The organism is Bacillus cereus group sp. MYBK222-1 (assembly GCF_051916425.1).
Taxonomy (GTDB): Bacteria; Bacillota; Bacilli; order Bacillales; family Bacillaceae_G; genus Bacillus_A; species Bacillus_A paranthracis.
The window spans coordinates 34,325-61,157 of sequence record NZ_JBQAGP010000007.1; the positions used below are offsets into that span (position 1 = coordinate 34,325).

The window sequence follows — 26,833 nt, forward strand, 5'->3', positions numbered from 1 at the left end:
TTTCGCTGAATTTTGAGGTGGAGGATCTTACTGCCCATTAAAGTGGGATAAAAAATCACCTTCTATTTGAATTGTATTTTCCAAAGAGGTTTCCAATACTATTTTTCAAACAATTACTCCGCTTTTCACGCTACATAAGCTCTTCTACAAATAATAAACTCCCCTATGATTTTAGGGGAGTCCAGCAACTGAATCCATATTATCTGTATTAGGGACAGCTTGTGCTATACCCGATGCATTTACACTTTGCCCCATATTTGTTCCTGTTACAGTACCGGCAGGAGTACCTCTCGTATACGTTGTTGTGACAGAATCTCCTGGCTGTAAACAAAGCTTCGTCTCCGTCCCTATTACTGTAACAACATCAATCCAAGTACACCCCATCGAACCACTATACGATTTCGAAGCAGTAAATGACGTATCACTCAAATTATCACCAGTAAATATATTCCCAGTGTTATTCACAATAACGAACTCTTTTATATGAGCAGGCATAATTACACTCTACCTTTCTTCTATGAGCCTAATGTACGTGTACTCGTTGCTAATGGCGGAAGAAACACCGATGTTCTAATGACCGCTTCTGGCTGTCTTTTCCCATTTAAAAAAATAGCCGCACTCGATCCTCCAGCACCTGCATATACTTTTGCTACAGCTAAAGGTGAGATATCATAACAATCGCCGACATTAACAGCCCCTGTATTATTTATAATTTTTACTTTCCGTAAGTTAATCCCCATTTACCTATCCCCCTTTTGTACACTGTATGCAAAAGAAAAAAACTTGAAACAGACTCGTTTCAAGTTTTTTAAACTACTTATTTGATTTCGCCTTCATATCGAAGCATACCGCCAACCATGTTCACTGTTTTAAAGCCTTGCTCATTTAAATAATGGCATACATTTTCACTGCGCATTCCCGAACGGCAAATAAAGATATATTCATTCTCTTTATCAAAGAAATCTACTTTATTTGGGATATCCCCCATTTTAATATGTACAGCTTCTGGAATTTTCCCTGTTGCTACTTCTTCATCTTCTCTTACGTCTACTAAAAATAACGTTTCTCCGTTTTCTAAACGCTCTTGTACTTCTTCTGTAGTAATTGTTTTCACTTCTGTCATATTTCGTTCCTCCTTATATACAATAAAACCTTTAATCTCTTCTTTAAACAATCATTTCTCATCAATTTTAGCACGCGAAAGAAAGAACGCAAAGAATAGGGAATTTATTTCTCAATTTTCTCGTAAAACTTATCCTTTACAAACATAACTCTTGCATTGTATCCTCAATATACTTGTTTTATGAAAGGAGCCAATGAAAATGACACTTTTTCTTTTCATTATGGGCATCATTTTCTTAATCGCTGCAATTATTGCTCTTAGTATGAAAAATAATAGAAAGATAAAATCACCACAAGAAATGTCATTCTTGTTTCTATTGCTTAGTATCGCCTTCTTCGGTATAGCAATTGCCACATATATTTTCCGCCTACAAATCATGTAAAAAAAGGTGCCTACTACATACATTGCACCTTTTTCACATCATTTATTTTCTACACAAAACTAGATACTTTCCGATTTAAAAACTCATACACTTTCTTTTCAAATAAATGAATATCAAATACTCCCGCCATATGCCCATTTATACTTTCTATCTCATATACTTCTGCATACTTCCCTTGTTTTTGCAATAGGTCTACCATTTTATAATTATAACGTGACGGCTGAAGCAAATCTTGTTTACACGGAATCATAAGTACATTTGCTTCTATATTAGACAGTGCGTCTTCTAAAGACGAAAATCCATGTGCAATATCATGTAATAAAACTGCTTTCGCAGTGTACATCCACGAATTTGCATCTACTAACTCTATACTTCTATATGTCAATTTATTTATCTCTTTCTCAAATGATGTTAATGAAGAAACCTTTTCATACGGTTCTACTTCTATACTATTACGAGGGAAGGTTGTTTCATAAAAATGCTCATCAAACGCGTTCATAAACATCATTCTATTTGCTAACTGAAGCCCCTTCATTGGCTGCTCTTCTCCATATTTCCCGCCCTTCCAACTTGGATCCAGCCGGATAGCCTCAATTGCATTTTGCGCTACATTTACCGACGTAATAATTGGATTTTGCGGGTTCGTAATAACACCAATCATCCGCTCTACCATATGAGGATAATGAACAGCCCATTGCTGCGCAATCATCCCGCCAGCTGACGGTCCCATTACAGCATGTAGCCTTGCGATTCCCATATCTTTTATTAACTCATATTGCATACGAGCTACATCAAGAAATGTAAAAACCGGAAAGTCCATCGCATATTCATCTCCAGTTTTCGGATTAATCGATTTCGGTCCCGTTGTAATTACATAAGGGTTCTTCACCTGCACATTACAAAGATTATCAGTGCATATAACGAAGTATTTATTTGTATCAATTGCTTTTCCTGGTCCAATTAAACCATCCCACCAGCCAGACTCCTCATCATGCGCTGTATATTTTCCTGCCGCGTGACTAGTTGCACTAAAATAATGACAAACCAAAATCGTATTTGACCTTTCTCTATTTAAAGTACCATAAGTCTCATACCCCATTTGAACAGGAATTGTCCTACCATTTTCAAATGTAAACTCCTTTAAAATAAATTTCTCCTTTTTTACAATTTGCACAGACTCGCCCTCTTCTCGTCATAGTATGTACTGCTTACTAAAGGATTTTTTCTATGCAAACCCATCTCCTCCTTCTTTTCATAAATAAATGAATAATATACAAAATTAGCCACAAAATAGCACTATATTACACAATCAAAGAGGGCATACATATGATTTGGAATTGGCTACGTAAGAAAAAAAAATCAAATACAACAGAGAAAAACGAAACAGATAATTCGGAGCAAAAACCTAACAATCAAGAGGACGACAACAAAGAACAGACTAGAAGTACGAAACATAATAAAGGTAACAATAGCGAGCAAAAAAAAGAGGAACACAAGGAATCTTCTCAAGATAAGCAGCAAAATCAATCGAATCAAAATCAGCAACAAAGTGCTAAACAAGATGAATCTTCTCAAGAGCAACAGAAGCATTCTAAACAAGACGACTCCAATCAAGGGCAACAGAAGCATTCTAAGCAAGACGACTCCAATCAAGAACAACAGAAGCATTCTAAACAAGATGACTCCAATCAAGGGCAACAGAAGCATTCTAAGCAAGACGACTCCAATCAAGAGCAACAGAAGCATTCTAAGCAGAACGACTCCGATCAGGGTCAACAGCAACACTCTAAGCAAGACGACTCCAATCAAGAGCAACAGAAGCATTCTAAGCAGAACGACTCCGATCAGGGTCAACAGCAACACTCTAAACAAAACGACTCGAATCAAGGGCAACAGAAGCATTCTAAGCAGAACGACTCCGATCAGGGTCAACAGCAACACTCTAAACAAGACAACTCAAATCAGGGTAAGCAACAAAATTCTAAAGGTAATAGTATTTATGATTTTTCGAAACCAGAAAAAGATCGTATTCATTCTTTACAAGATTTAATAGAGAAGCTGAAAAAGTCTAGTGATTTTGTGAATTATCATACATCCGACGACGAAACGATGCCTTATTGGATTTCTTACTATCGTCCTTCGCTTGATGGAGAGAAATTACAAAAATATTTAATGCCCACTCTTTTAGAACGACCTAACGCATCACTAGAAGAGCTGAAGGAACATATTCCGATGAGCGGCATTACAATTACGAACGATTTACAAAAAATTGAGGACATGGTTTTAAAGGGGCATGCGATTGTTCAAGTAAATCAACAAGATCAAAAATGTATGCTCGCAAATATTGCAATTGATAATTATCGTGCACCAACTCCTCCTTTAAATGAATCGACTGTTATTGGTCCGCAAGAAGGTTTTGTAGAAGATATTGATACAAACATAAATTTAGTACGAAAACGTCTTCCTGTTTTAGATTTACAAACAAAAGAGATGATTATCGGTGAGTTTTCCAAAACAAAAGTTGTCATGATGTATTTAGACAACCTTGCTGAAAAAGATAATGTTGATTTTCTAGAGGAGTCTTTACGTGCTCTTGAATATGATCAAATTAATGATAGTGCTTATTTACAAGAATTGATGGGAGAAAAGTCGATTTTCCCTCTCTATATCAATACAGAACGCACTGATAGAGTTACAAAAGCACTAATCGATGGGAAAATCGCTATTTTTGTGGACGGTTCTCCAAGTGTTTTACTAACACCTGTATCCTATTTCGATTTTTTCATTTCACCAGAAGACTACAACGTCTCTTGGCTATACGCTACATTCTCAAGGGTTTTACGTCTTATTTCCGTTTTATTCTCTATATGCGCTACACCGTTATACGTTGCAGTTTTAAATTATCATTATGAACTCATTCCGAGTGATTTACTTGAAACTTTAATTTTATCAAGGGCGCAAGTACCATTCCCGCCTTTAATTGAAGCACTCTTTTTAGAACTCGCAATCGATTTACTGAGAGAAGCTGGGGCAAGGTTACCGATGAAAGTTGGTCAAACGCTCGGTATTGTAGGCGGTATCGTAATCGGGCAAGCATCTGTACAAGCTGGTTTAACGAGTAATATTTTATTAATTATCGTTGCCTTATCAGCACTCGCTTCCTTTATTACACCTATTTATAAAATGGGTAATGCAGTTCGATTACTACGTTTCCCGTTTCTCATATTTGCAGAAATAGGAGGACTTTTCGGGATTTCACTTGGATTTATCTTCTTATTTACGCATCTATTTAGACTTACTTCTTTACGCAAGCCGTACGCTTTGTTCTACCCAACAAGACAACAATCTGTTAAAGATTCTTGGATCCGTTTCCCTTTAACAATGATTGATACACGGGATGTACAAGCAAGGCCACAACATGTAAAAAAAGCAGCGAAAGGAATTTCAACAAAACATAGATCAGACTTTGATGATTAAGAAATGAGGTGCATTCGATGAGTAAAGTTCAAGAAAAATATCAAATATCTCCTATCTTCGTTTTCTTCTTAATTCACGGTGCACAGTTCGGTGCTGGCGTTCTCGGCTTCGCTCGAATCATCGCAAAGGCCGCTGGATATGACGGATGGATGGGCGTTGTAATCACAGGACTCTGTATCCATCTCCTTATATGGATGATGTATTTTTTATTAAAAGAAACAAATGGAAATTTAATTGATTTACAAAGGCAAACGTTTGGAAAGTGGATAGGAAATGTCTTTAATATCATCTTTGCAGCTTATTTTTTAATCGTCAGTATTTCGGTTATTCGAACGTATGTTGAAATTATTCAAGTATGGATGTTTCCTACCGCTTCCACCTTTATGTTAACACTCTTTTTGTGCTTAGTTAGCTATTACATTATCTCTTCTGGATTTCGTGTAATTACCGGTATTTGCGTCATCTCTATTGGTGGTACATTAGGATATTTATTTCTAAGTTTATTCGTTTTGAAATACTCACATTGGGATAATTTACTACCTATATTTACACATTCTTTTTCAGACATTTTAAAATCCGCTCAACTGTCAATCTACAGTATGACCGGTTTTGAGATTTACCTCATGGTGTATCCATTTGTGAAAAAGCCTATGCAATCTCATAAATACGCTCAGCTCGGAGCACTATTTTCAAATCTTCTATATCTATTTAGCACCCTTTTAGCCTTTTCTTTTTTTAGTGAAAAACAATTGTTAAAAACGATATGGGCCCAACTTTCTATGACCCAAGTCATTCAATTACCATTTATAGAAAGACTCGAATATATTGCAATTTCAGGCTATGCACTTGTTATTATTTCAAGTTTTATCCTCCCTTTATGGGCGTCAATGAGAGCAACTCACGAAATATTTCGTGTAAAACAACGAGGTATTTTAATTGCTTTTTTCTTTATCACGCTTATTGTTTCACAACTTTTAACAAACAGGCACGATATTAACAATTTTATTAGTAATGCAGCAAAAGTTAGTTTTTGGCTCATTTATGTATACATCCCAATCCTATTTATCATTGTGTGGGTGAAAAGAAAATGGAAAAAATCAAAAGCACAAGCAAATTAATACTTATTTCTTGTATAACATTCTTCAGTCTAACGGGATGTTTACAAAAAAACATTATCGATGATGTACAACTTATTCAAGGAACCGTATTTGACGTTGCAAAAGATAATAAAGTAAAAGTGACATTCGTTTGCCCCATTCAGAAAAAGGGAAATAAAGTTCAAGTTTTTGAAGGAACTGCAAATGCGGTAAAACAAGTAAAAGCAGATACATCGTTAGAATCTTCTCAACCTTTTGCTAGCGGACAAATGCGTGTCGCTCTATATACGATAAGACTTGCTAAAACAGGAATGGCTACTTCATTCGATACATTACTTCGAGATGTGAATATAGGGAACGCTTTATATGCTGCTTTATTAGAGGGGAATGGTACTGAACTTTTAAAAGGCAAATATTCGACTTCATACAACGTTGCAATTTATATAAAAAAATTGCTAGAACATAATATGGAGACCGGTCCTTTACCAACGGATAACCTACATGTAGGAGCATTCCGTTATTATCAAGAAGGACAAGACTACTATATTCCCATTTTAAAGAAGCATGGTGATAAAATAAAAATTACCGGAATTGGTCTTTTTAAAAAGGATAAATATATCGGTAAAATTGCGGAAAAAGATATGTTCATCTTTAAAGAACTATTAGAGAAACATAAATTAGATTCACATGAATTTAAAACGGATTCTGCATACGTAGTGGTTAACAACATTCGTTCCATTCCATATTACGATATAAAGATTAAAAACGGGAAGCCTTCTTTTTTCATTCACGTTCATCTTGATGCACGTATTCAAGAACTATCAAAACAAATTAACTTAGAAAATAATAAAAACACAAAAAACATTGAAAAAGATGTTCAAAAGCAATTAGATAAACAAGCTGCTAAGTTAATTAAGCAGTTTAAATCTTTAAATGTCGATCCCCTCGGGCTAGGAGCAAAATATAAACACCATTATCGTCCATTCAAATTAGAAGAGTGGAGAAAAATGTACAAAGATGTTCCAATTCATATAAAATACACTGTAAATATTACAAATTCTGGTGTAATTGAATGAGAAATGATTGAACTCCTCTTCCCGGCATGATACAACGGAAAGAGGAGTTTTTATTTTAGATAGAGAGAGAAGATATTTATGGGGGAGCTTATGTCTAAAAAATTAGTAAAGCCTATTTTAAATGGTATTTTATTTCTCGGCGTCTTTTTATTTGCTCATACATACTTAAAAAATGTTTCCTTCACACGTTATTTACTTGTCGTTATACCAATGTTGCTCGTTGGTATGTTTGGCATCGACCTTATTTTATCCATTTTAATTAAGAAAGAAGAATAACAGGCGAGCATCTTATTTTCTATAAGATGTTCTTTTCATTTCATAATCACCTTATGTTACAATGAGATTCGGCACTAAGCGAGAAAGGATGAAACAACATGACAAACGAAAAAGGTTTAGATAAAGGGTACGAACTTGTTGCAAAAATGCATGAAGTATTCGGACATCCCGTAACAAATACTCCAACAAAATTAACAGAAGAACGTGCAAAAATCCGTGCGAGTTTTATGCAAGAAGAGTTAGAAGAATTTCTAGAAGCAACGACTGTTGAAGATCAATATGATGCACTGATTGACCTTATTTACTTTGCATTCGGCACGTTTGCCGAAATGGGCGTACGTCCTGATAAAGGATTCGAAATTGTAAATAACGCAAACATGGCAAAACTATTCCCTGACGGGAAACCTCGATTCCGCGAAGGTGACGGTAAAATTCTAAAACCTGAAGGCTGGCAAGCACCAGAACCACAACTTCGTGCTGAAATCGAACGTCAACGCCAAGAAGCTGAAAAAAACTGCTAGGATTTCCTAGCAGTTTTTTATTATGTCTTTTTTTCTGGCAATCATTAATGACCCACGTGTCCCGCATGTCCTGCTGCTCCACTAATGCTAGCCGCTCCTGCTGCTGCCCCCGCTCCTCCTGCTCCAATTCCACCTGTCCAAGGAGAAGATTGTTGTTGATACTGTTGATACTGTTGGTATTGTTGATGTTGTTGGCCTTGGTAACCTTGATGACCATGTTGACCTTGGTGGCCTTGATGGCCATGTTGACCTTGGTGGCCGTGGTGACCTTGATGGCCATGTTGACCTTGGTGACCGTGGTGACCTTGATGACCATGTTGACCTTGGTGGCCGTGGTGGCCATGGTGACCATGGTGGCCATGGTGACCATGGTGGCCATGGTGACCATGGTGATCTTGATGAATTTGATAAAGAACAGCCTGCGGATGTATATGATGGTGTCCGTGGTGATGTACTTGTTGTTGATGATGTCCATGATGACCGTGGTGACCTTGGTGGTGATGGTGTCCATGATGGCCATGGTGACCTTGGTGGTGATGTCCATGATGGCCATGGTGACCTTGATGATGGTGTCCATGATGGCCATGGTGACCTTGATGATGGTGTCCATGATGACCGTCGTGGTGGCCATGGTGACCGTAAAAACCTTGTGGATAACCACCTACTCCGCCTGCCACAACACCTACTCCCGGTACCGGAAATCCTGTTTGTACTCCTCCAACGAAAGATGGGAATGTAGTTGGTACGCCCACTGGTACTCCTCCCGCTGCTCCGCCTACAAATGTTGGGATTCCTGTTTGTGCTCCAGCTACTGATGTGGAAAATCCTCCAGGTGTTCCACCCATCCAGCTCGGAATTCCGCCATACCCTTGTTGTCCGCCTCCCATTAACATCATTTGTTCATAACTATCCGATCCACCTCCGAAAAAGCCATGTGGTGCATTATTGTCCATCCCTTTCATTCCTTTCACCTCTTCTACTCAATTTAGCCTACCTTTTTTATCATATTTCCTATAGAAAAATAGGTGTTTGTCTGTATTGGAATTCCGCTCTTTTATTTGTACGTAGTGAAATAATTGAAAACTTAGACTAAGGTGATCCAGAGATTATTTTCTACACAAAAAAGCTCAGAGCATAAATACTCTGAGCTTTTATTTAGAATACATTAGTTTGCAACAACGTTAACAAGTTTTCCAGGAACTACAATTACTTTACGAACTGTTTTCCCTTCAATTTGGTCCTTAATTGCTTCAAGTGCAAGTTGTTCCATTTCTTCTTTTGATGCGTCTTTACTCATTGTTAGTTTTGCGCGAACTTTACCCATAACTTGAACAACGATTTCAACTTCATCTTCTACAAGTTTAGACTCATCAAATGTTGGCCAGCTTGCATATGTGATTGTTTCATTGTATCCAAGTTTGCTCCATAGCTCTTCCCCGATGTGAGGTGCAACTGGTGCAATCATTTTTACGAAACCTTCTACATATTCTTTCGGAAGCGTTTCAGCTTTGTATGCATCGTTGATGAATACCATCATTTGAGAAATCGCTGTGTTGAAGCGAAGCTCTGCATAGTCTTCTGTTACTTTCTTCACTGTTTGGTGGTAAGCTTTTTCAAGCTCTTTATTTGGTGCATCAGTAATTTTCTCACTTAATTCACCGTTATCTTGAACGAATAGGCGCCATACGCGGTCTAGGAAACGACGAGCTCCGTCAAGACCATTTTCAGACCAAGCGATTGAAGCATCTAATGGTCCCATGAACATTTCGTATAGACGAAGTGTATCTGCACCGTGGCTTGCTACGATATCATCAGGGTTTACAACGTTACCTTTTGATTTACTCATTTTCTCGTTGTTTTCACCTAGAATCATACCTTGGTTGAATAATTGTTGGAACGGCTCTTTCGTTGGAACTACACCGATATCGTATAATACTTTATGCCAGAAACGAGCATATAGTAAGTGAAGTACAGCGTGCTCTGCTCCGCCGATATAAATATCAACTGGAAGCCATTGTTTTACTTTTTCAGGATCTACAAGTGCTTCGCTATTGTTTGGATCGATGTAACGTAAGTAATACCAGCAGCTACCAGCCCATTGTGGCATTGTGTTCGTTTCACGACGACCTTTTTTACCAGTCTCAGGATCAACAACATTTACCCACTCGTCAATGTTAGCAAGTGGTGATTCACCTGTACCTGAAGGACGGATGTTGTCTGTTTTCGGAAGAACTAATGGTAATTCTTCTTCTTTTACAGCTGTCATTGTGCCATCTTCCCAGTGAATAACTGGAATTGGCTCACCCCAGTAACGTTGACGGCTGAATAACCAGTCACGTAGACGGTATGTTACTTTTTGATTTCCTGCGCTCGTTACTTCAAGCCATTCAATCATTTTTGCGATTGCTTCTTCTTTATTTAAACCATCAAGGAATGCTGAGTTTACGTGTTCACCATCACCTGTGTATGCTTCTTTCGTAATGTCTCCGCCTTTTACAACTTCCTTCATTGGAAGATTGAACGTTGATGCAAATTCATAGTCACGCTCATCATGAGCTGGAACTGCCATTACAGCACCTGTTCCGTAAGTTGCAAGAACGTAATCAGCGATCCAGATTGGTAATTTCTCACCATTTACTGGGTTAACTGCGTAAGCACCAGTGAATACACCAGTTTTCTCTTTCGCAAGTTCTGTACGCTCTAAATCACTCTTCATTTTTACAGAATTAATGTAAGCTTCTACAGCTTCTTTTTGTTCAGCAGTTGTAATATCAGCAACAAGTGCATGTTCCGGAGCAAGTACACAGTAGCTTGCACCGAATAATGTATCAGGACGCGTTGTGAAAACTGTGAACTTCTCGTCTGTGCCATCGATATTGAAGTGTACTTCGGCACCTTCAGAACGACCGATCCAGTTACGTTGCATATCTTTTAAGCTTTCTGGCCAATCAAGCTCATCTAGATCTTCTAATAGACGATCTCCGTAAGCTGTAATTTTTAACATCCACTGTCTCATCGGACGACGCTCAACTGGATGTCCACCGCGCTCACTCTTACCGTCAATGATTTCTTCGTTTGCAAGTACTGTACCAAGTGCTGGGCACCAGTTTACAGGTACTTCATCAACGTAAGCTAAGCCTTTTTCAAATAGTTTTAGGAAGATCCATTGTGTCCACTTATAGTAGTTTGGATCTGTTGTATTTACTTCACGGTCCCAATCGTAAGAGAAACCTAATGATTTAATTTGGTTACGGAATGTATTAATATTATGCTCTGTAAATTCAGCTGGGCTGTTTCCAGTATCAAGTGCATATTGCTCTGCTGGAAGACCGAATGCATCCCATCCCATTGGATGAAGAACGTTATATCCTTGCATACGCTTCATACGAGATAAAATATCTGTTGCTGTATAACCTTCTGGATGTCCTACGTGTAAGCCTGCACCTGATGGATATGGGAACATATCTAGTGCATAAAATTTTGGTTTTTCTGTCTCATCTGGCGTACGGAATGTTTTATTCTCTTCCCAGTACCCTTGCCACTTCTTCTCAATTTCTTGATGATTAAAGCTCATGAGATACCCTCCTTGAAATTCTATTTATTTTCACCGCCCAAAATACAAAAAACCTCTCATCCCTAGAAAGGGACGAGAGGTTATAGATTCCCGCGGTACCACCCTAAATTAATGTACAAATATACATTCGCTTAGATCCGTAACGTGGATTAACGGCAATTGCTACTATTAGTTTCACAACTGCAACTCAAAGGCGAGTTCATAACGAAACGTGGATTGACTTGCACCGACCGTCAACTCTCTAAACCAGCTTCTATTACTACTACTCCTTCTCACTGTTATTACACATATGAGTTAATTTGAACTACCCTCCACTTCGTATCTCTAAAGAGCTTACTTAAAGCGGGGCTTCTCGGTTAATCGTTACTTTTAATAACTAACGAATTCGTCTTAAGACAGCCGAGCTATCTCCCTTGTTCTAAAGGTTGTTTTATTTAAATATATTCTAAAACATGTGAACATGTTCCGTCAAACTAAACTGCAATTTTTTCTTCAACTGTTTCTTCTACTTTTACTCGTTTATCATAAATACTCGTTGCGATAAGCGCTACTACAAGCATTACCATGATTGCTATAAACAATACTTCCATATTGTATAAATCCACAATTGCTCCGCCAACGACCGGCCCGAACATTTTCCCTACAGTCGCCGCACTATTTACAACACCTTGATAAAACCCTAACTTATCTTTTGGCGCAAGTATATTTGCAATCGTTGGAACTGCTGGCCATACGAATAACTCACCAATTGTTAATGTTACCATCGCAACGAGGAACATCGTAAATTGCTGCGCTTGACTTAATACAATGAATGACACTGCAAAAATAAGAATCCCAATCATAATTTGTTGTTTTAACGAACGCTTCATCCAGCGAATTAACATACTAACTAGTGGCTGTGCACAAACGATCATCGCTCCGTTTATCGTCCATAATAAACTATAGTGACGAAGACTAATATTTAACTCTTGCATATGTGTTGCAATTGCTCCTTGCCATTGTACGTATGTAACCCAGCATAAAGCATATGCTACACATACGATAAGAAGTGCTTTGAATCCAGGTGTAAGCGACCAACCTTTTTTCGTTTCCACTTCTTTTTGTACTCCTGGCTCTTTTTTGTCTTCCATACCACGGAATCCAATAAAAGCAATTAAGAAGAAAACAAAGTATAAAATAAAGTTTGCTAAGAAAATATAATCAAAACGATATGATGCAACTAATCCACCACACGCTGTTCCAATCGCAATACCAACGTTTTGTCCAACATACATCGCATTAAATGCTCGTCTTCCGCCCTCTGGCCAAACCGTACCAACCATCGCATACATCGATGGAAAGACCATTCCAGAACCAAAGCCGATTAACGCTAGCCAAACAACATATAACGGCCAACCGTGGAAGAACACAAGACCTAAAATCGATACGAGTGTAATGACAATCCCTACTAAAGTTGATTTATAACCGCCCCATTTATCAAATAAAACACCGCCGAGCAAGTTTCCGATTACACCAGTAAGCGAGTTGATCATTAATACCATTCCGGCCACAGATAAAGATTTCCCTAGGTGATCATGCAAATAAATTGTATTAAAAGGCCATAAAAAAGAAGCACCCGTGACATTAATAATCATCCCAGCTACTAATAGCCATACTTTCCTTGGCATAGTCTCCCCTCCTATTCTATTTTTTCGTTCATCTATAACAGTAAAATTGTAGTCGTTTTTAAATAGGAAGGCAACTGATTAATAGTTGATGAAATTCAGATAATGGTTTGTCGGTAAATGAAATTATATTGATTGCTGTTTGAAAATATATCGGCGATTTTGGAAATATATCGACGATTATTAAGATATATCGACGATTCTCGAAATATATCAGCGATTATTAAAATATATCGACTTACCGACAAAAAACGACAACAGCAACACTATATAAAGAGGCTGCATGAACTTCATGCAGCCTCTTTATACTATCCAACTTCTTTTTCTCGCTTTGCACGTTCTTTCGCACTCCATTTAAATACCTTATCTAGTAGAGAGTATATTCTCCCAGACTCTTTCGTTAATAACGGTCCTAACGATGCCAATATTAAAACATATAAAGCAGAGAACGGTTTAATCGCTGACATTAAGCCACCGGCAATGCCGATATTCGCTACAATAATAGAAAATTCCCCGCGTGATACGAGTGTTAAACCTATATTCGTAGAAGCCTTATGGGATAACCCGGCTTTACGTCCCGCAACCATTCCAGCAGTAAAATTGCCGATTAGAGTAATGAAAACTGCTCCTAATGCCAACCACACTGCTCCTCCAAGCGAAAACGGATCTATGCTTAAACCGAAGCTGAAAAAGAATATGGCTCCAAAGAAATCACGGAATGGGACGACTAGCTTCTCAATCCGATCACTATGCTCTGTTTCAGAAAAGACGAGTCCTAACAATAACGCTCCAATTGCCTCAGCGACATGAATCGTTTCTGAAAATCCTGCTACGAAGAATAAAATAGCGAATATTACGATAATAAAAATTTCATTTGAGGAAATATCTAATATTTTATTTAAAAACGGCGTAGCTTTTCTAGCGATTACAAAGAATAGTAGCATATACCCTACTGCGATTAACACCGATGTAAGAGCACCTACAAATGATGTGGCACCACCGAGTACTAACCCTGAAACGACTGATAAATATACAGCTAAAAAAATATCATCAAACATGATGATTCCTAATATTAATTCAGTCTCTTTATTACCAGATCTTCTTAAATCAACAATGACTTTTGCAACAATTGCACTTGATGAAATTGTAATGATTCCAGCAATAATTAACGTCTCTAATAAGGGGAATCCCACCACATATCCATAAAGCAAACCTAATAAGAAATTAAGTGATATGTGAACAGTCCCCCCAAAAGCAATCGACTTTCCTGATTTAATTAATTTTTTTATTGAGAATTCTAAGCCTAAATAGAATAGGAGGAATATGACGCCAACGCGGCCGAGGAAGGAAATAACTTCTCCGCTTTCAATAAACCTTAAATCGATAAGTCCTAGATCTGGGGCATGAGGCCCCACTAACATACCGAGTATAATGAGAAACGGAATAATCGAAAACTTTAACTTTGCAGCGAGGATAGCTGCAAAAGCTACTAATACTAACGCAGTTCCAACTTCAAAGATTAAAGTATCCATCGATTATGAATCACCTCCTGCTGAAAGCAATTCATTAATAATTCTTTTCACTTCATGTCTCGCGCCCGATAACACAAGCATATCGCCAGCTTCAATAATAGAGTCTGGACCTGGATTAAAGAATTTCTTCATATTCTTTTTTAAAATAGCAATAATCGTTACGTTATATGTTTTTCTGACATGTAAGCTACCAATTGTTTTTTGTACGACTGGTGCGTTATTTTCCACCTTAAACCATTCAATTGATAGTCCTTCAAAAGCCATCTCAATTGTGTCTAAAGCTTGCGGTCTATATACCATTCCGCCTAATATAGCCGCAATTTGTCTCGCTTCAGAATCACGAAGAGAAATACTTGAAATACTTTCATCATGATCTGCATCAAAATGATACATTTCTCTTCGGCCATCATCATGAATAACAATAACCAGCTTTTCATTACCTTTTGTAATTACTTCAAACTTACATCCAATGCCCGGTAATTCACTCTCTCGAATATTCATATTCCCGCCTCCTAAAGTTTTTAGTTACGGCTTTTACAAATCAACATCAATCTCGGTTTTAAATTCTTCATCTTTTGAGATTCCTAAATACTTGAGCGTCTCTGATGGCGTTGCGTGATGAAAATGCTTTTGCAATAGTGCAATCGCTATCCCTCTTTTGTATGCATGAAATCCAAACGTTTTTCTCATTGAGTTTGTTCCGATTTTACCAACAATCCCAACCGCTTCAGCAGCATTATGAATGACACGATACGCTTGTTGACGTGTAATTGAATTTTTCGTTTTATTAGATTGAAATACGTAGTTTTCTCTTTTCACATCAATAGATTGTACGTACTCTAAAAGTGCTTCTTTTACTTTTGTATTTAAATAAATATCTTGTTTAAACTTTTCATCTTTCACAGGAAGAGAATAAAACTCTTTAACAGTTCCATCTTCATTTAATACCTCTTCAAATTTCATACTAAGTAGCTCAGTAATCTTTAATCCTGTGTTAATTCCAATAACAAATAAAAGATAATCTCGCTGTGAGTGCTCTTTTAAATACTTTTTCATCGCCTCAATTTGGCTTATATCTTTTAATGCCTCTACAACTTCCATACATGTATTCTCCTCATCTTATGAACGGTAATTTTCTCATCATGTTGTCCATTTTACCTTATCACGCTATGAGATTTCCATGTATTATCCATTATTTTTACAATATACTTTTAAGCTCGGAAATTTATAATTGTGCAAATACAGTAGGGGTAGGAATAATAGGGGATACAAGTTCAGCCTCTTTCTACAGATCGGATTCCTCCTTTCCTTATCCAGTTGCTTCTACTTTTATATTATGTTACTTATTTACATTATATTATATATTTCAGTAACATTAAAGTATTTTTTCTGAAAATAATAAAAACCGAGCAATTTCGCTCGGTTTTTATTAATCTTCTTTCGGAAGAACAATTCCTTTATACAATTGAACTGTAATGAAGTAATAAATCGTGTAAATAACTACGAAAATTATGATTGGTACCCAAATACGGAAGTACGGATCGATTAAAATAAATCCGAAAATATTCATACCAACTAATACGTGAGCAATACCTACAATTGCTGGGAATAAGAAGACTAAGAATAACTCTTTATAAATGGATTTCGTTAATAATTCACGGCGCACCCCGATTTTACGAAGCATTTGATAACGCGTAATATCTTTTGATGCACCAGAAAGAATTTTGAACATTAAACAACTTGCCATCATTGCTAAGAAAGCAATTCCAAGGAAGAATCCCATAAACACTGTTCCGCTCGCAACGCCATAGAACATGTCGTAAGCTTGATATTTACTATCTAATCTTTCAGCTTTTACATTTTTATATTTATCTAGCTGCAACTCGTCAAGTTTTTTCCATTCTTTTTTATGCGCTTCAAAATCATCTGTTTTTCCAGTAAATACAATTCCTTCTTTACCATTTACAGTATCGTACATTTTTTGATCTACAATTTTAATTGCATGATCTTCATGCACGTAAAATGGCTGGATTGTTCTGAAAGCCTCGTCCCATTCTTGTGGAAGTTCTTTAGCACTCGCATCTTTTTCATTCATTTCTCTAGCAACTGCACCCACTGGTAGTTCCTCTGAAACTTTTTTCGTTTTTACTAAATCCTTCATCGACTTCATATTTGTCATATCTTTTACTAAAGGACGATTTTTCTCTAAATCTTCTTTTACATAGTAAACGTATTTATCATCGACTTTGTAACGATATTCGCTTTTCTCTTTAAATGTAATATCGTCTAAAATTTTCTTTTCTTCAGCAGTTGGATTATGAACTACTGAATCATATATTACGAAACCATCAACCATTTTTATAACGTTATTTTTAAACGCCATACCACCTGAAATGGCACCGGCTCCAAGCGCAACTAACATCGCTACTGTTGCAAGTACCTTTGTTAAGCTATTAATACGGAAGTTTAATTGTGCAAATGTAAAAGCGTTAAGCCCTTTTTCACTACGCTTTTTATTACTTTTTAACTTTTTAATAATAACAGGAAGAAGTGATCCAAATAACATGTAAGTACCAGCTGTTGTTGTCACTAATGCAATAAGGATTCCCATTTCTCTTAGTTTTTCCATGTAAATCATCGATGCATAGCCAATGCCTAATAAAATAACCGCTAGGAATGCAACTACACCTGTCATTTTTCCTTTTACCGCAACACGTTCTGTTTGTGCATCTGCATGTACAAGTTGCAGTACAGAAATACGTGATAACTTAATACTATTCATAATTGCTGATAATACAAATAGTGCTAAGAAGAAAATGCAAGTAACGGTCATTGATGGAAGGTAAAATGCTTTATAGCCTTCACCAGCAAACTCTAATTGTTTCATTAATAACTGTCCGATACCTTCTGCAAGTCCTACACCAACTGTAATACCGATCGCAAGAGACGCAGCGCCTAATACGATTGTTTCGATAAACATAAGTAATGTAACTTTATGCTTTTTTGCTCCTAACATCATATACATACCAAACTCTTTTTGACGAAGAGATAATAAGAAAGAGTTCGCATATAAAATATAGAAGAACGTTATAATAGCAAGTAAAAATGAACCTGCTTGGAATACAAATCCAATTGATTGAATAACTGAGTTGGATTCAATAAACGCTTTATTTAGTGCTAACGTTTGGAACATATAAAAAATTGAAATCGACATGACAAGACCAACAAGTAAGACGATATAATCTTTCAGCTTACTTTTTAGTCCTGACATGGAAAGTTTGAATAACATGCCTTAGAACCTCCTTTCTTACGCTTTTTGTGTGCCTAAGTCTGCTAGCACATCTAAAATCTCTTTATAAAACTCTTCACGTGTACCGCCGCGGTGAATTTCTTTATATAGCTCACCATCTTGAATGAATAAAATACGCTGACAGTAACTTGCACTGTAAGGATCATGTGTAACCATCATAATAGATACGCCTTGATCTTTATTTAAGTTTGTCATCGCATCAAGTAAACTCGTTGCATTTTTAGAATCAAGCGCTCCTGTTGGCTCGTCCCCTAAAATAATTGCAGGTTCATGCACTAATGCACGCGCCGCTGCTGAACGTTGCTTTTGTCCACCAGATACTTCAGATGGATACTTTTGAAGTATTGCCGAAATGCCTAACATATCTGCTACCTTTTCTACTTTTGGTCCAATATTTCGTGATGAGACACCTTGAAGAGATAATGGAAGTGCAATGTTTTCGTAAATAGATAAGTTCTCTAATAAGTTAAAGTCTTGGAAGATGAATCCTAATTTTTGAGAGCGGAAATCAGAAAGCTCACCTTGTTTCATTTTCGTAATGTCCGTACCCGCAATTTCAACAACACCGCCCGTTGCTTTATCTAGCGTTGAAATTACATTTAATAATGTCGTTTTACCAGAACCAGATGGTCCCATAATCCCAACAAACTCACCCTCTTGAATTGAGAATGATACACCTTTTAATGCATGTGATTGGTTCTCACCTTTTTTACCGTACACTTTTTGAACGTTTTTCACGTCTACAACTGGTTTCGTCATATATATCCTCCTACGCTTGTTTTTCCATTACCTATTTTGCGCCTTTTGGAGATGAACTGCTATTTGTTAACATTACAATTACCTTACACTTTTGTAAGATAAAAAAGGTGTGTTTGTAAGCTTGGCTTTTACTACTAGTAACATAGTGAATCGGTAACTGAAATTATATCGGCGATTTTTCAAATATATCGACGATTCTCCTACTTTTATCAGCGATTTTTTTAATATATCGGCGATTCTCCCACTTTTATCAGCGATTTTCAAAATATATCGACTTATCGACAAAAGCTGACAATAAAATAAGCTGCTCCACAAAAGGAACAGCCCACTTCTCTCTTTATTTCTTTAAAGGTGTTACCGTCCAATACGTAATAACACGCCAAATCCATTCTAATGGACCCATTTTAAAGATTTTCATCCAAATCACACTAAACACAATTTGAATTGCATAAATTGCAATACACACATATAACGTCTGCATGTAAGTTAAATTTCCCGCAAAGTTACATACACTTCCTGCGATTAAAATCATTGCAGTTTGTCCAATATAATTCGTTAAAGCCATACGACCATAATATTTCAGTGGCGCTAACAATGTTTGAACTAGTTTTAATTGAAGTAGTAAAATTAATGCTCCAACATAGAAAGCTGAAATAATTGGGCCAACTGTAACACCAATTTTTAAAAATTGGCTTGCAGCATCCATTGTTCCGTCCTCATTCATTAGTATCATATTTACAAATGGATCAGCAGGCACGTGCCCGTATTGATACCATACAGCTACGACACTTAAAACAAACATAATACCTGTAAAAATAGCGACTTTCTTTATATTTTGCGCAAGATTTTCAAATGCACGATATTGCCCTGCAGCAAGCCCTAATAAAATTAAGCCAAGTGGCAATAGTTCCTTAGCACCCATTACGCTAAAGGCAATTGTTAAAATAAGACCAATAACTAAGTTCACTTGTTTTTTCACTTTATAAAATGGTAAAGCGATCAACCCGCAAATTGCATATAACGTTAATGCTTCTCCAGGCTGAAACATTTGATGAATCAAACCGAAAATAAATAGTGCAACTAAGCGGCGTAAAAATAAAACATATCCATTTTTCCCCTTTGCAATTGCTCTAGAGATAAAGATATAGAATCCCACTCCAAATAAGAATGAGAAGATTGAGAAGAAACGACCTTCTACAAATAAGTATAAAAACCTTTGATAACTAGCATCCACTGTATTAGGATCTGGAATTTTAATGTTAAGTAGTGCAAGAATATTTACTAAAATAATCCCCAGTAATGCGAAGCCACGAATGTAATCTAACTCATCAATTCGTTTGTTTGTCATATTGTTCCCCATAAAGCAACTCCTTGTATAAAATTTAACCCTTCCTTACTCTACTGGAGAAAACGGCTCGCAACTATCGACAAACCTTACAGAAATCTTACATTATTGTCATATAACAAAATAAAACCAGGTCATATTGCGACCTGGTCTACTCTGATTGTTTCGATCTTTGAGGTTGTCCTTTTTTACTGTTACGCTGTTTCACTTGAACAACTGGATCAAGCTCATTCGAAAACTCAGCGTTATGTCCATTTTGCGTTTTTTGCTCTGGGTTATTTTGATCTGAACGTTTCGCCATTACATTCACTCCTTATTAGTGCGGTGTAATAATCATTTGATGTTGCAACTGGCGAATTGCCATACGCGCTCTATTTAATTGCTCACGTTGCTCATCATTCGCATGTTGTTGCATCGTTTGTAAATCGTTATACGCTTGTTCTAATTGTAACTGCGCATCCGAATACTCCATCGTATTGTAATGCTCTTGTCTCATGCCTTGGTCTAATTGTTCTTTCGCATATTCCACCGCTTGTTCCGCTTGTGTAATATACGATTCAAGTGATTGACGCTCTGCCATAATTGTCCCTCCTTGCTTCAATTCCCCTTTAGTGTGTCCCTTCCATATGAACCTTATGAGTATGTTATAATGGATTTTGTTTCATTTTGATCGGCTTAGGAGGGAAAGTAATGAAGGTTCAAAACCCTTTTCCATATACAAACGACAATAAACGTTATCATACATGGAATTACCATTTACGAAATGAATTTGGTGGAAAAATCTTTAAAGTTTCATTAGATGCTGGCTTCGATTGTCCGAACCGTGACGGTACAGTTGCTTATGGCGGTTGTACATTTTGCAGTGCTGCTGGATCTGGTGACTTCGCTGGCGATCGCCGCGATGATGTTATAACGCAATATCATGAAATGAAAGAAAAAATGCACTCAAAGTGGAAAGATGGAAAATGTATCGCTTATTTTCAGGCTTACACAAATACACATGCACCACTTGAAGTATTAAAAGAAAAATTCGAACCGCTTCTAGCTGAAAAAGACGTTGTCGGTCTTTCTATCGCAACTCGTCCAGATTGTTTACCAGACGATGTCGTTGCATATTTAGCGGACTTAAATAAACGCACATACCTTTGGGTTGAACTCGGATTACAAACTGTTCATGAACGTACTGCAAACCTTATTAACCGCGCTCACGATTATCCTTCTTACGTTGAAGGCGTAAATAAATTACGTAAGCATGGTATTCGAGTTTGCTCTCATATTATTAACGGTCTTCCTCTTGAAGATTACGACATGATGATGGAAACAGCTCGTGAAGTAGCGAAGCTTGACGTACAAGGAATTAAAATTCATTTACTTCACTTATTAAAAGGAACGCCAATGGTGAAGCAATATGAAAAAGGACAACTCGAGTTCCTTTCTCTTGAGGATTACGTAAGTCTCGTTGTTGATCAACTTGAAATCATTCCAGAGGACGTAATTGTGCACCGCATCACAGGTGACGGTCCACCTGATTTAATGATTGGTCCAATGTGGAGCTTAAATAAATGGGAAGTATTAAATTCCATCGATGCAGAATTTGTACGCCGCGGAAGCTGGCAAGGAAAATATGCAAATGAGGAGAAACAAAAATGAAATTAGAACGTGTATTACCGTTTGCTCGCACTCTCTTGCAAACGGCAGTAAAAGAAGGCGATTACGCTGTAGATGCAACTTTAGGAAACGGGCATGACACATGCTTTCTAGCTGAAATCGTTGGCGATAACGGAAAAGTATTTGGATTTGATATTCAAAAAGAGGCAATTGAAAGCTCAACAACTCGTCTAAAAGAAAAAGAACTTTTCGAACGTACTGTTTTAGTTCACGATAGTCACGATACACTTCTATCCGTATTACCAGAAGATGCAAAAGGTAAAGTAACAGGCGCAATTTTCAACTTAGGTTACCTTCCAGGCGGAGACAAGCATATCGTTACAAAACCGAACTCAACAATCTCAGCAATCGAACAATTATTAGAAGTAATGGCACCTGAAGGTATCATCGTCCTTGTTATTTACCACGGACATCCAGAAGGACAAGTAGAACGGGACGCTGTTCTCAAATTTGCCGAAGAATTAGACCAAAAACAAGCACACGTACTGCGCTACGGCTTCATTAACCAACAAAATAACCCGCCATTTATTGTGGCGATTGAGAAGCGATAAATATATCGACGATTTTTCAATTATATCTATCGTAACTTAGAATATATCAACGATTTTTTCGATATATCGACGATTCGACACACTATATCGACTTATCGACAAAACATAACAAAAAAAGACGTGCACTCACTGCACGTCTTTTTGTTATTCTCCTATATAATGGATATATACACTGTATAGGAGGATAGAACTTTGCTAGTAGAACTAAAGGGAATTCAAAAGAAGTATGGCAAATCACTTATACTAGACAACATTGATTTATCCATTCCAGAAGGAGAAGCACTCGCCATTATTGGCGGGAACGGGACTGGAAAAAGTACTCTACTCAAAATAATTGCAGGCTTTATTTCACATACGGCAGGGACAATTCAAAGGAAAGAACATATACAAATCGGCTATGTACCTGAACATTTTCCTGAAGGGATTCGTTTTACATTAGAGGATTATCTATTTCATCTCGGCCGCATTCACGGTTTATCAACAAAATATGTAAAAGATAAAATTCCGCTGCTTCTTGAAAGGTTTCATTTACTTCATGCAAGGCATTCCGTTATACGAAACTTTTCAAAAGGTATGAAACAAAAAACCGGTATTATGCAAGCGTTACTTACGGACGTACATTTATTAATTTTAGACGAACCGCTTTCTGGACTCGATCCGAACTCTCAGCAAGAATTAGAACATATTTTACTCTCATTAAAACAACAAGGTATATCTATACTCTTCACATGTCACGAAAAACAGCTACTAGAAAACTTCGCCGATAGAATTGTGACGTTAGCAAATCATACAATCACAGAAAATATCTCTGCACAAAAAGGAGCAGAACAAGTCTATATTGAAGCAATTGTTCACGAAACATTTTCAGCGATAGAACTACAAAAACAATCCGGTTTTATACACGTTGCACACAATTCAAATCAAAACCTTATTCAATTACAAATCGAAAAAGAATATACAAACGAAATGCTTCAGTTTTTATTGCATAAAAAAGCATCTATCACACTGCTACAACCTAACTTTTAAATCGAAAGAAGGTTTATTATGTTTGCTCTTATTCGTTACCATTTTCTCGACTATACAAAATCGTATAAGTACGTCCCTCCTATTGCGATGTACTTCATGAGCTTACTTTTTGTATATACATATAAACCGACTCCTATTGTACCGACATATTTAGAAACAGCAATTGCGCTTTATTTATTATCTGCCTGGATTACGGTCACAATTTTTCATACGGAAGATCCTGTACAAGAACAAATTACGATTTCTCACACAAATAATATTTCCGCACTATATGTAGGGAAATATATTACAGCTCTTCTCATTTGTACTGTTTTATCTTTTATATCCGTAATCTACCCAATTATTTTGCAAATGTTTAATGAAAAAATGACAGTTTCTTTATTTTTAGTCGGATTTCTCGCTCATATGTCTTTCTCTATACTTGGAATTTCAATCGCATCTTTATTTACTAGAAATATGATTCCAAAAGCAAGCACCGCTTGGCTTAGTCTTACATTTATATTGCTTATAACGATTGCATCTATCCGGTTTAAAAAAGAGTTACTATGGTTTTTACCACCTGTCGAAAGCTTTCTAATGCTTGGACAATACAAATATAATATACTGACTCACACGCTATGGCTCACAGCTTGGGCTATCGTATATTCATTTTTATTATTTACCTTATTTCTTTTTATCGTTCGCAAAAAACGTTTTTAATTACATATTGAAGGAGACAAAACAATGATCGGAATACTAGCAGGAATGGGGCCAAAATCAACTGGACCATTCGTTGATACAGTTGTAGCAGAGTGCCAAACAATATACGGAGCAAAGCATGACATGGACTTTCCTCATATGATGATCTATTCGTGCCCAACACCGTTTTACATGGATCGCCCTATTGATCATGAAGCGATGAAAAAAGCGATTATTGAAGGAGCACAAAAACTCGAGAGTACTGGCGCAAGCTTTATCGCTATGCCGTGCAATACAGCGCATCTTTATTTTGAAGAATTACAGCAATCTCTTTCTATTCCTATTTTGAATATAGTTGATGAAACGTTAAAAGCGATTCCTGAAACTGCAAAAAGAGTCGCTCTTCTCGCAACAGAAGCAACTGTTCAAGCTGGTATTTACCAAGATGGGATTGCAAAATGTAACATAGAGTATATTCATTACGAACAATGGCAGGAAAGCATTAATCAAATTATTACTTATATTAAAAGCGGAGAAGTTGAAGAAGCTCGTGAATTGTGGAATGCACTCGTTTTACAATTGAAAGATGAAGTTGATACCGCCATTATCGCATGTACCGATTTGAATGTGGTGGCGAGTGAGGATTTTGTTGATTCCTCTCAATGTCTTGCAAAAGCGGTTGTTAGGATGTATGTAGAAAATATAAGGGGGTCCAAATGAATATACCTTTTGAAATGGGATACACATTTGATGAAAATCTTAGAGAAAAACCTATATCCCTTGCTGAAATGAAGCAAGGGATTGTATTTTTGAAAGAGCATTTACATGAAAGTTCGTTATACGGAAAAAACTGCGGATTAATCGGTGTTTATGAACGAATCGCTGGCAACCTTTCTGACAGTGAGTATTACTTACAGAAGGCTATTGAATATTACACACAAACAGATAACATCCAAGTGCTTTTTATTAACAAACTTCGCCTCGCACATACATATCATTGGGAAAGAAAGTTTGCTGCTGCAAATACAATCTTTGCCGAACTTCTACAAACACTGCCAGACTTACCCGCTTATGAAGATTTTTTCTACCAACATTACGGAAAAAGTAAATTAGATGAAGGTGACTTCCAAACCGCCCTTACTTGTTTTCAAAAAGCACTTCAAATTAGGCTACAAAAAGGAAATGAAGAGCTGATTCATTCAACTACACTTTGCATAGAACATTGTATGTCTCGGCAATTGAACATGGATGTATAATTATAATAAAATTGATTAAATTTAAAACTATAAATAAGCATAGTACCGTTCTTACGGATGGTATTATGCTTACTTAATTTCCAAATCCACATAAGAATTCATAACTTTTAGAAACAATAGCGTCTTTCAAAATACAATTACCTTAAAAAACATTAGACCCCTTTATTATTTCTTCTGTACTTAACAATGTAGCTTCTTGGATTGTAACATTATTATTTTTCATAAAAGACTGCACAATGTGATACCCTACAGCATAACCCGCACCGGTTGATAAGCCTACTGGTTGATAACCTTCTTTTTTGGCGAAATCATCTCCAAACATATAGCTACTTACCTCCGCAAACCCTTTCACATTAAGCCCTTCTTTTATTACGTAAATAGAGTATTCAAGGTCTTCATTGTCAATTGAAGTAACCCATGGCCCTAAAAATTCTTTACCATACAATGCGGTAGCAAAAGAATCGGCGAGTCCCTCAATAATTATATAATCAGCTACGGTTACATCTCCATGATTCCATTCAAAATAAGAGAATCGTAAATTATGATGAAATTCATGTGCAATGAGTGCCGGAAATCTTGGAACATTGTAGCTATTCGGGCGAATTATTGCTATAACATAACCAGGAATACCACCAAAACCAGTATAACTGTTTTGATTTTTTAATTTTTTTGGGTCTGCAATATACATACCAAATCTCATTTCCTCTGCACTTACTCTTAAATCATGCTCAGAAGAGAAATCTATACATTCTTTTAAAGTTTTTTCAGCAATTTTTAATGCATTCATCTTCTTCAAATCATTTAATGCTTCTTCTGCTAATTTTGTCTCGTTTATATCTAAATACCCTAGCATTCGTGTTGCCATCATGACGTCATAACCTTTTGGATCCTTAGATTTCATCGGTACATTAATTGTATTCCACATTCCTTCAAATGGTTTCATCATTGTATGCCTAAAAAAATTCTCCCTTTCTTCAGGTGATAGTGAAAGTAATATATCATATTGACTTATAGTATCTTCTATAAAAATTTTCATAAATATCCCCGTTTCATCATGTACTTATCATTAACTACGTGAGCAAGTTTAAGAGCATTTAATATACTATCTTCATCGTTGCTATTCTCTAGATGGTTTAAAGATATAAGTACACACTCTAAATCATTGTACATTTCATCAAGCTGAAGACTTGTATCTTTAATACTCAGTTCATTTAAATTTAGACTGCCGATAAATTTTAAATTTTTTCCTACTATCTTTAGATTTAGGATTTTAATTAAGTCTAATAAATCCTTTCTTGATAAATGAATTTGTCCTATATTATTTCTTTTTGGCGTAATTAAGTTCAATTCACTATAATATCGTATTGTCCTTTCTGTTAAACCTGTAACTTTCTTTACATCCCCCGTAGTAATCAGATTAATCCACCTCCTAAGAACAACTTAATCTATGACGCTACGTTATAGTCAAGCTAGTATTTAATCATGGTATATAAAAAAACATCTTCAAAATTGAAGATG

At 36.6% G+C, this 26,833-nt stretch carries 29 protein-coding genes and 1 other annotated feature; of the genes, 12 read left to right on the forward strand and 17 right to left on the reverse strand.

What is annotated here, in order from left to right; genetic code table 11:
• Window positions 1-171: 171 nt before the first annotated feature.
• From ACTFR9_RS22650 to ACTFR9_RS22660, 3 genes are all read right to left on the reverse strand, one after another.
• Window positions 172-495 (reverse strand): hypothetical protein, encoded by a 324-nt coding sequence (locus tag ACTFR9_RS22650; protein ID WP_001110853.1) that lies wholly within the window; start codon window positions 493-495, stop codon window positions 172-174.
• 20 nt (window positions 496-515) lie between these two features.
• Window positions 516-740, reverse strand: a complete 225-nt coding sequence (locus ACTFR9_RS22655) for a spore germination protein (RefSeq protein WP_000512463.1) — start codon at window positions 738-740, stop codon at window positions 516-518.
• Between the two features lie 77 nt (window positions 741-817).
• Entirely contained in the window at window positions 818-1,123 is a 306-nt protein-coding gene (locus ACTFR9_RS22660; protein ID WP_440049021.1) for a rhodanese-like domain-containing protein, read from the reverse strand.
• A gap of 199 nt (window positions 1,124-1,322) precedes the next feature.
• Between ACTFR9_RS22660 and ACTFR9_RS22665 the strand changes: the two genes are divergently transcribed.
• Window positions 1,323-1,505: a hypothetical protein gene (locus ACTFR9_RS22665; protein ID WP_000171883.1), complete on the forward strand. Its 183-nt coding sequence runs from the start codon at window positions 1,323-1,325 to the stop codon at window positions 1,503-1,505.
• Window positions 1,506-1,554: 49 nt separating this feature from the next.
• Here ACTFR9_RS22665 and ACTFR9_RS22670 read toward each other — a convergent pair whose 3' ends face one another.
• The gene (locus ACTFR9_RS22670; RefSeq protein WP_109630362.1) at window positions 1,555-2,679 is read right to left on the reverse strand and encodes an alpha/beta fold hydrolase; all 1,125 of its coding nucleotides are present in this window, start codon (window positions 2,677-2,679) and stop codon (window positions 1,555-1,557) included.
• A 152-nt stretch (window positions 2,680-2,831) separates the two neighbouring features.
• Between ACTFR9_RS22670 and ACTFR9_RS22675 the strand changes: the two genes are divergently transcribed.
• The 5 genes from ACTFR9_RS22675 (at window position 2,832) to ACTFR9_RS22695 (ending at window position 7,952) form a co-directional block, all read left to right on the forward strand.
• Window positions 2,832-4,982, forward strand: a complete 2,151-nt coding sequence (locus ACTFR9_RS22675; protein ID WP_440049022.1) for a spore germination protein — start codon at window positions 2,832-2,834, stop codon at window positions 4,980-4,982.
• 17 nt (window positions 4,983-4,999) lie between these two features.
• Window positions 5,000-6,100: a spore germination protein gene (locus ACTFR9_RS22680; RefSeq protein ID WP_000049063.1), complete on the forward strand. Its 1,101-nt coding sequence runs from the start codon at window positions 5,000-5,002 to the stop codon at window positions 6,098-6,100.
• Window positions 6,070-7,155, forward strand: a complete 1,086-nt coding sequence (locus ACTFR9_RS22685; RefSeq protein ID WP_000411398.1) for a Ger(x)C family spore germination protein — start codon at window positions 6,070-6,072, stop codon at window positions 7,153-7,155. The genes ACTFR9_RS22680 and ACTFR9_RS22685 overlap by 31 nt, the downstream gene beginning before the upstream one ends.
• A gap of 90 nt (window positions 7,156-7,245) precedes the next feature.
• A complete protein-coding gene (locus ACTFR9_RS22690) occupies window positions 7,246-7,431 on the forward strand; it encodes a hypothetical protein (RefSeq protein WP_000038783.1) in 186 nt (61 codons plus the stop codon).
• Window positions 7,432-7,529: 98 nt separating this feature from the next.
• The gene (locus ACTFR9_RS22695) at window positions 7,530-7,952 is read left to right on the forward strand and encodes a hypothetical protein (protein ID WP_000180554.1); all 423 of its coding nucleotides are present in this window, start codon (window positions 7,530-7,532) and stop codon (window positions 7,950-7,952) included.
• A gap of 44 nt (window positions 7,953-7,996) precedes the next feature.
• Here ACTFR9_RS22695 and ACTFR9_RS22700 read toward each other — a convergent pair whose 3' ends face one another.
• The 11 genes from ACTFR9_RS22700 to ACTFR9_RS22750 all read right to left on the reverse strand — a co-directional run bounded on the left by ACTFR9_RS22700 (window position 7,997) and on the right by ACTFR9_RS22750 (window position 20,716).
• A complete protein-coding gene (locus tag ACTFR9_RS22700) occupies window positions 7,997-8,914 on the reverse strand; it encodes a hypothetical protein (RefSeq protein WP_440049023.1) in 918 nt (305 codons plus the stop codon).
• A 203-nt stretch (window positions 8,915-9,117) separates the two neighbouring features.
• Window positions 9,118-11,526, reverse strand: a complete 2,409-nt coding sequence (leuS, locus tag ACTFR9_RS22705) for a leucine--tRNA ligase (protein WP_000009457.1) — start codon at window positions 11,524-11,526, stop codon at window positions 9,118-9,120.
• Between the two features lie 65 nt (window positions 11,527-11,591).
• Window positions 11,592-11,811, reverse strand: a binding site (T-box leader).
• 188 nt (window positions 11,812-11,999) lie between these two features.
• The gene (locus ACTFR9_RS22710) at window positions 12,000-13,193 is read right to left on the reverse strand and encodes an MDR family MFS transporter (RefSeq protein ID WP_001137564.1); all 1,194 of its coding nucleotides are present in this window, start codon (window positions 13,191-13,193) and stop codon (window positions 12,000-12,002) included.
• Between the two features lie 305 nt (window positions 13,194-13,498).
• Window positions 13,499-14,722, reverse strand: a complete 1,224-nt coding sequence (locus tag ACTFR9_RS22715) for a cation:proton antiporter (RefSeq protein ID WP_000380204.1) — start codon at window positions 14,720-14,722, stop codon at window positions 13,499-13,501.
• Window positions 14,723-14,725: 3 nt separating this feature from the next.
• Window positions 14,726-15,223, reverse strand: coding sequence for a cation:proton antiporter regulatory subunit (locus ACTFR9_RS22720; protein ID WP_001026041.1), 498 nt, complete (start codon window positions 15,221-15,223; stop codon window positions 14,726-14,728).
• Window positions 15,224-15,256: 33 nt separating this feature from the next.
• On the reverse strand, window positions 15,257-15,823 hold the full coding sequence (locus ACTFR9_RS22725; protein ID WP_000454218.1) for a tyrosine-type recombinase/integrase: 567 nt from the start codon (window positions 15,821-15,823) through the stop codon (window positions 15,257-15,259).
• 328 nt (window positions 15,824-16,151) lie between these two features.
• Window positions 16,152-18,011: an FtsX-like permease family protein gene (locus ACTFR9_RS22730; protein WP_000897792.1), complete on the reverse strand. Its 1,860-nt coding sequence runs from the start codon at window positions 18,009-18,011 to the stop codon at window positions 16,152-16,154.
• An 18-nt stretch (window positions 18,012-18,029) separates the two neighbouring features.
• Entirely contained in the window at window positions 18,030-18,791 is a 762-nt protein-coding gene (locus ACTFR9_RS22735; RefSeq protein WP_000165846.1) for an ABC transporter ATP-binding protein, read from the reverse strand.
• Between the two features lie 337 nt (window positions 18,792-19,128).
• Window positions 19,129-20,151 carry a DUF418 domain-containing protein gene (locus ACTFR9_RS22740; protein WP_000527877.1) on the reverse strand — a complete coding sequence of 341 codons (1,023 nt, stop codon included), beginning with the start codon at window positions 20,149-20,151 and terminating at the stop codon, window positions 19,129-19,131.
• A gap of 136 nt (window positions 20,152-20,287) precedes the next feature.
• The gene (locus ACTFR9_RS22745; RefSeq protein ID WP_001129345.1) at window positions 20,288-20,437 is read right to left on the reverse strand and encodes a hypothetical protein; all 150 of its coding nucleotides are present in this window, start codon (window positions 20,435-20,437) and stop codon (window positions 20,288-20,290) included.
• Between the two features lie 15 nt (window positions 20,438-20,452).
• Complete coding sequence (locus ACTFR9_RS22750) at window positions 20,453-20,716, reverse strand: YtzC family protein (RefSeq protein ID WP_000840869.1); 264 nt, start codon at window positions 20,714-20,716, stop codon at window positions 20,453-20,455.
• Between the two features lie 110 nt (window positions 20,717-20,826).
• Between ACTFR9_RS22750 and ACTFR9_RS22755 the strand changes: the two genes are divergently transcribed.
• The 6 genes from ACTFR9_RS22755 (at window position 20,827) to ACTFR9_RS22780 (ending at window position 25,315) form a co-directional block, all read left to right on the forward strand.
• The gene (locus ACTFR9_RS22755; RefSeq protein WP_000868043.1) at window positions 20,827-21,786 is read left to right on the forward strand and encodes a TIGR01212 family radical SAM protein; all 960 of its coding nucleotides are present in this window, start codon (window positions 20,827-20,829) and stop codon (window positions 21,784-21,786) included.
• Entirely contained in the window at window positions 21,783-22,355 is a 573-nt protein-coding gene (locus ACTFR9_RS22760; protein WP_000764489.1) for a class I SAM-dependent methyltransferase, read from the forward strand. The genes ACTFR9_RS22755 and ACTFR9_RS22760 overlap by 4 nt, the downstream gene beginning before the upstream one ends.
• Window positions 22,356-22,547: 192 nt before the next feature.
• Window positions 22,548-23,381 (forward strand): ABC transporter ATP-binding protein, encoded by an 834-nt coding sequence (locus ACTFR9_RS22765; RefSeq protein ID WP_000959708.1) that lies wholly within the window; start codon window positions 22,548-22,550, stop codon window positions 23,379-23,381.
• A gap of 18 nt (window positions 23,382-23,399) precedes the next feature.
• Window positions 23,400-24,080: a hypothetical protein gene (locus tag ACTFR9_RS22770; RefSeq protein WP_000457763.1), complete on the forward strand. Its 681-nt coding sequence runs from the start codon at window positions 23,400-23,402 to the stop codon at window positions 24,078-24,080.
• Window positions 24,081-24,104: 24 nt separating this feature from the next.
• A complete protein-coding gene (locus ACTFR9_RS22775; protein WP_214328355.1) occupies window positions 24,105-24,779 on the forward strand; it encodes an aspartate/glutamate racemase family protein in 675 nt (224 codons plus the stop codon).
• A complete protein-coding gene (locus tag ACTFR9_RS22780) occupies window positions 24,776-25,315 on the forward strand; it encodes a hypothetical protein (RefSeq protein WP_001024985.1) in 540 nt (179 codons plus the stop codon). The genes ACTFR9_RS22775 and ACTFR9_RS22780 overlap by 4 nt, the downstream gene beginning before the upstream one ends.
• A gap of 142 nt (window positions 25,316-25,457) precedes the next feature.
• Here ACTFR9_RS22780 and ACTFR9_RS22785 read toward each other — a convergent pair whose 3' ends face one another.
• Both ACTFR9_RS22785 and ACTFR9_RS22790 read right to left on the reverse strand, forming a co-directional pair.
• Entirely contained in the window at window positions 25,458-26,351 is an 894-nt protein-coding gene (locus ACTFR9_RS22785; protein ID WP_000688526.1) for a DUF2268 domain-containing protein, read from the reverse strand.
• Window positions 26,348-26,737 (reverse strand): MerR family transcriptional regulator, encoded by a 390-nt coding sequence (locus ACTFR9_RS22790; RefSeq protein WP_306299033.1) that lies wholly within the window; start codon window positions 26,735-26,737, stop codon window positions 26,348-26,350. Before ACTFR9_RS22790 ends, ACTFR9_RS22785 begins: the two co-directional genes overlap by 4 nt.
• Window positions 26,738-26,833: the final 96 nt, after the last annotated feature.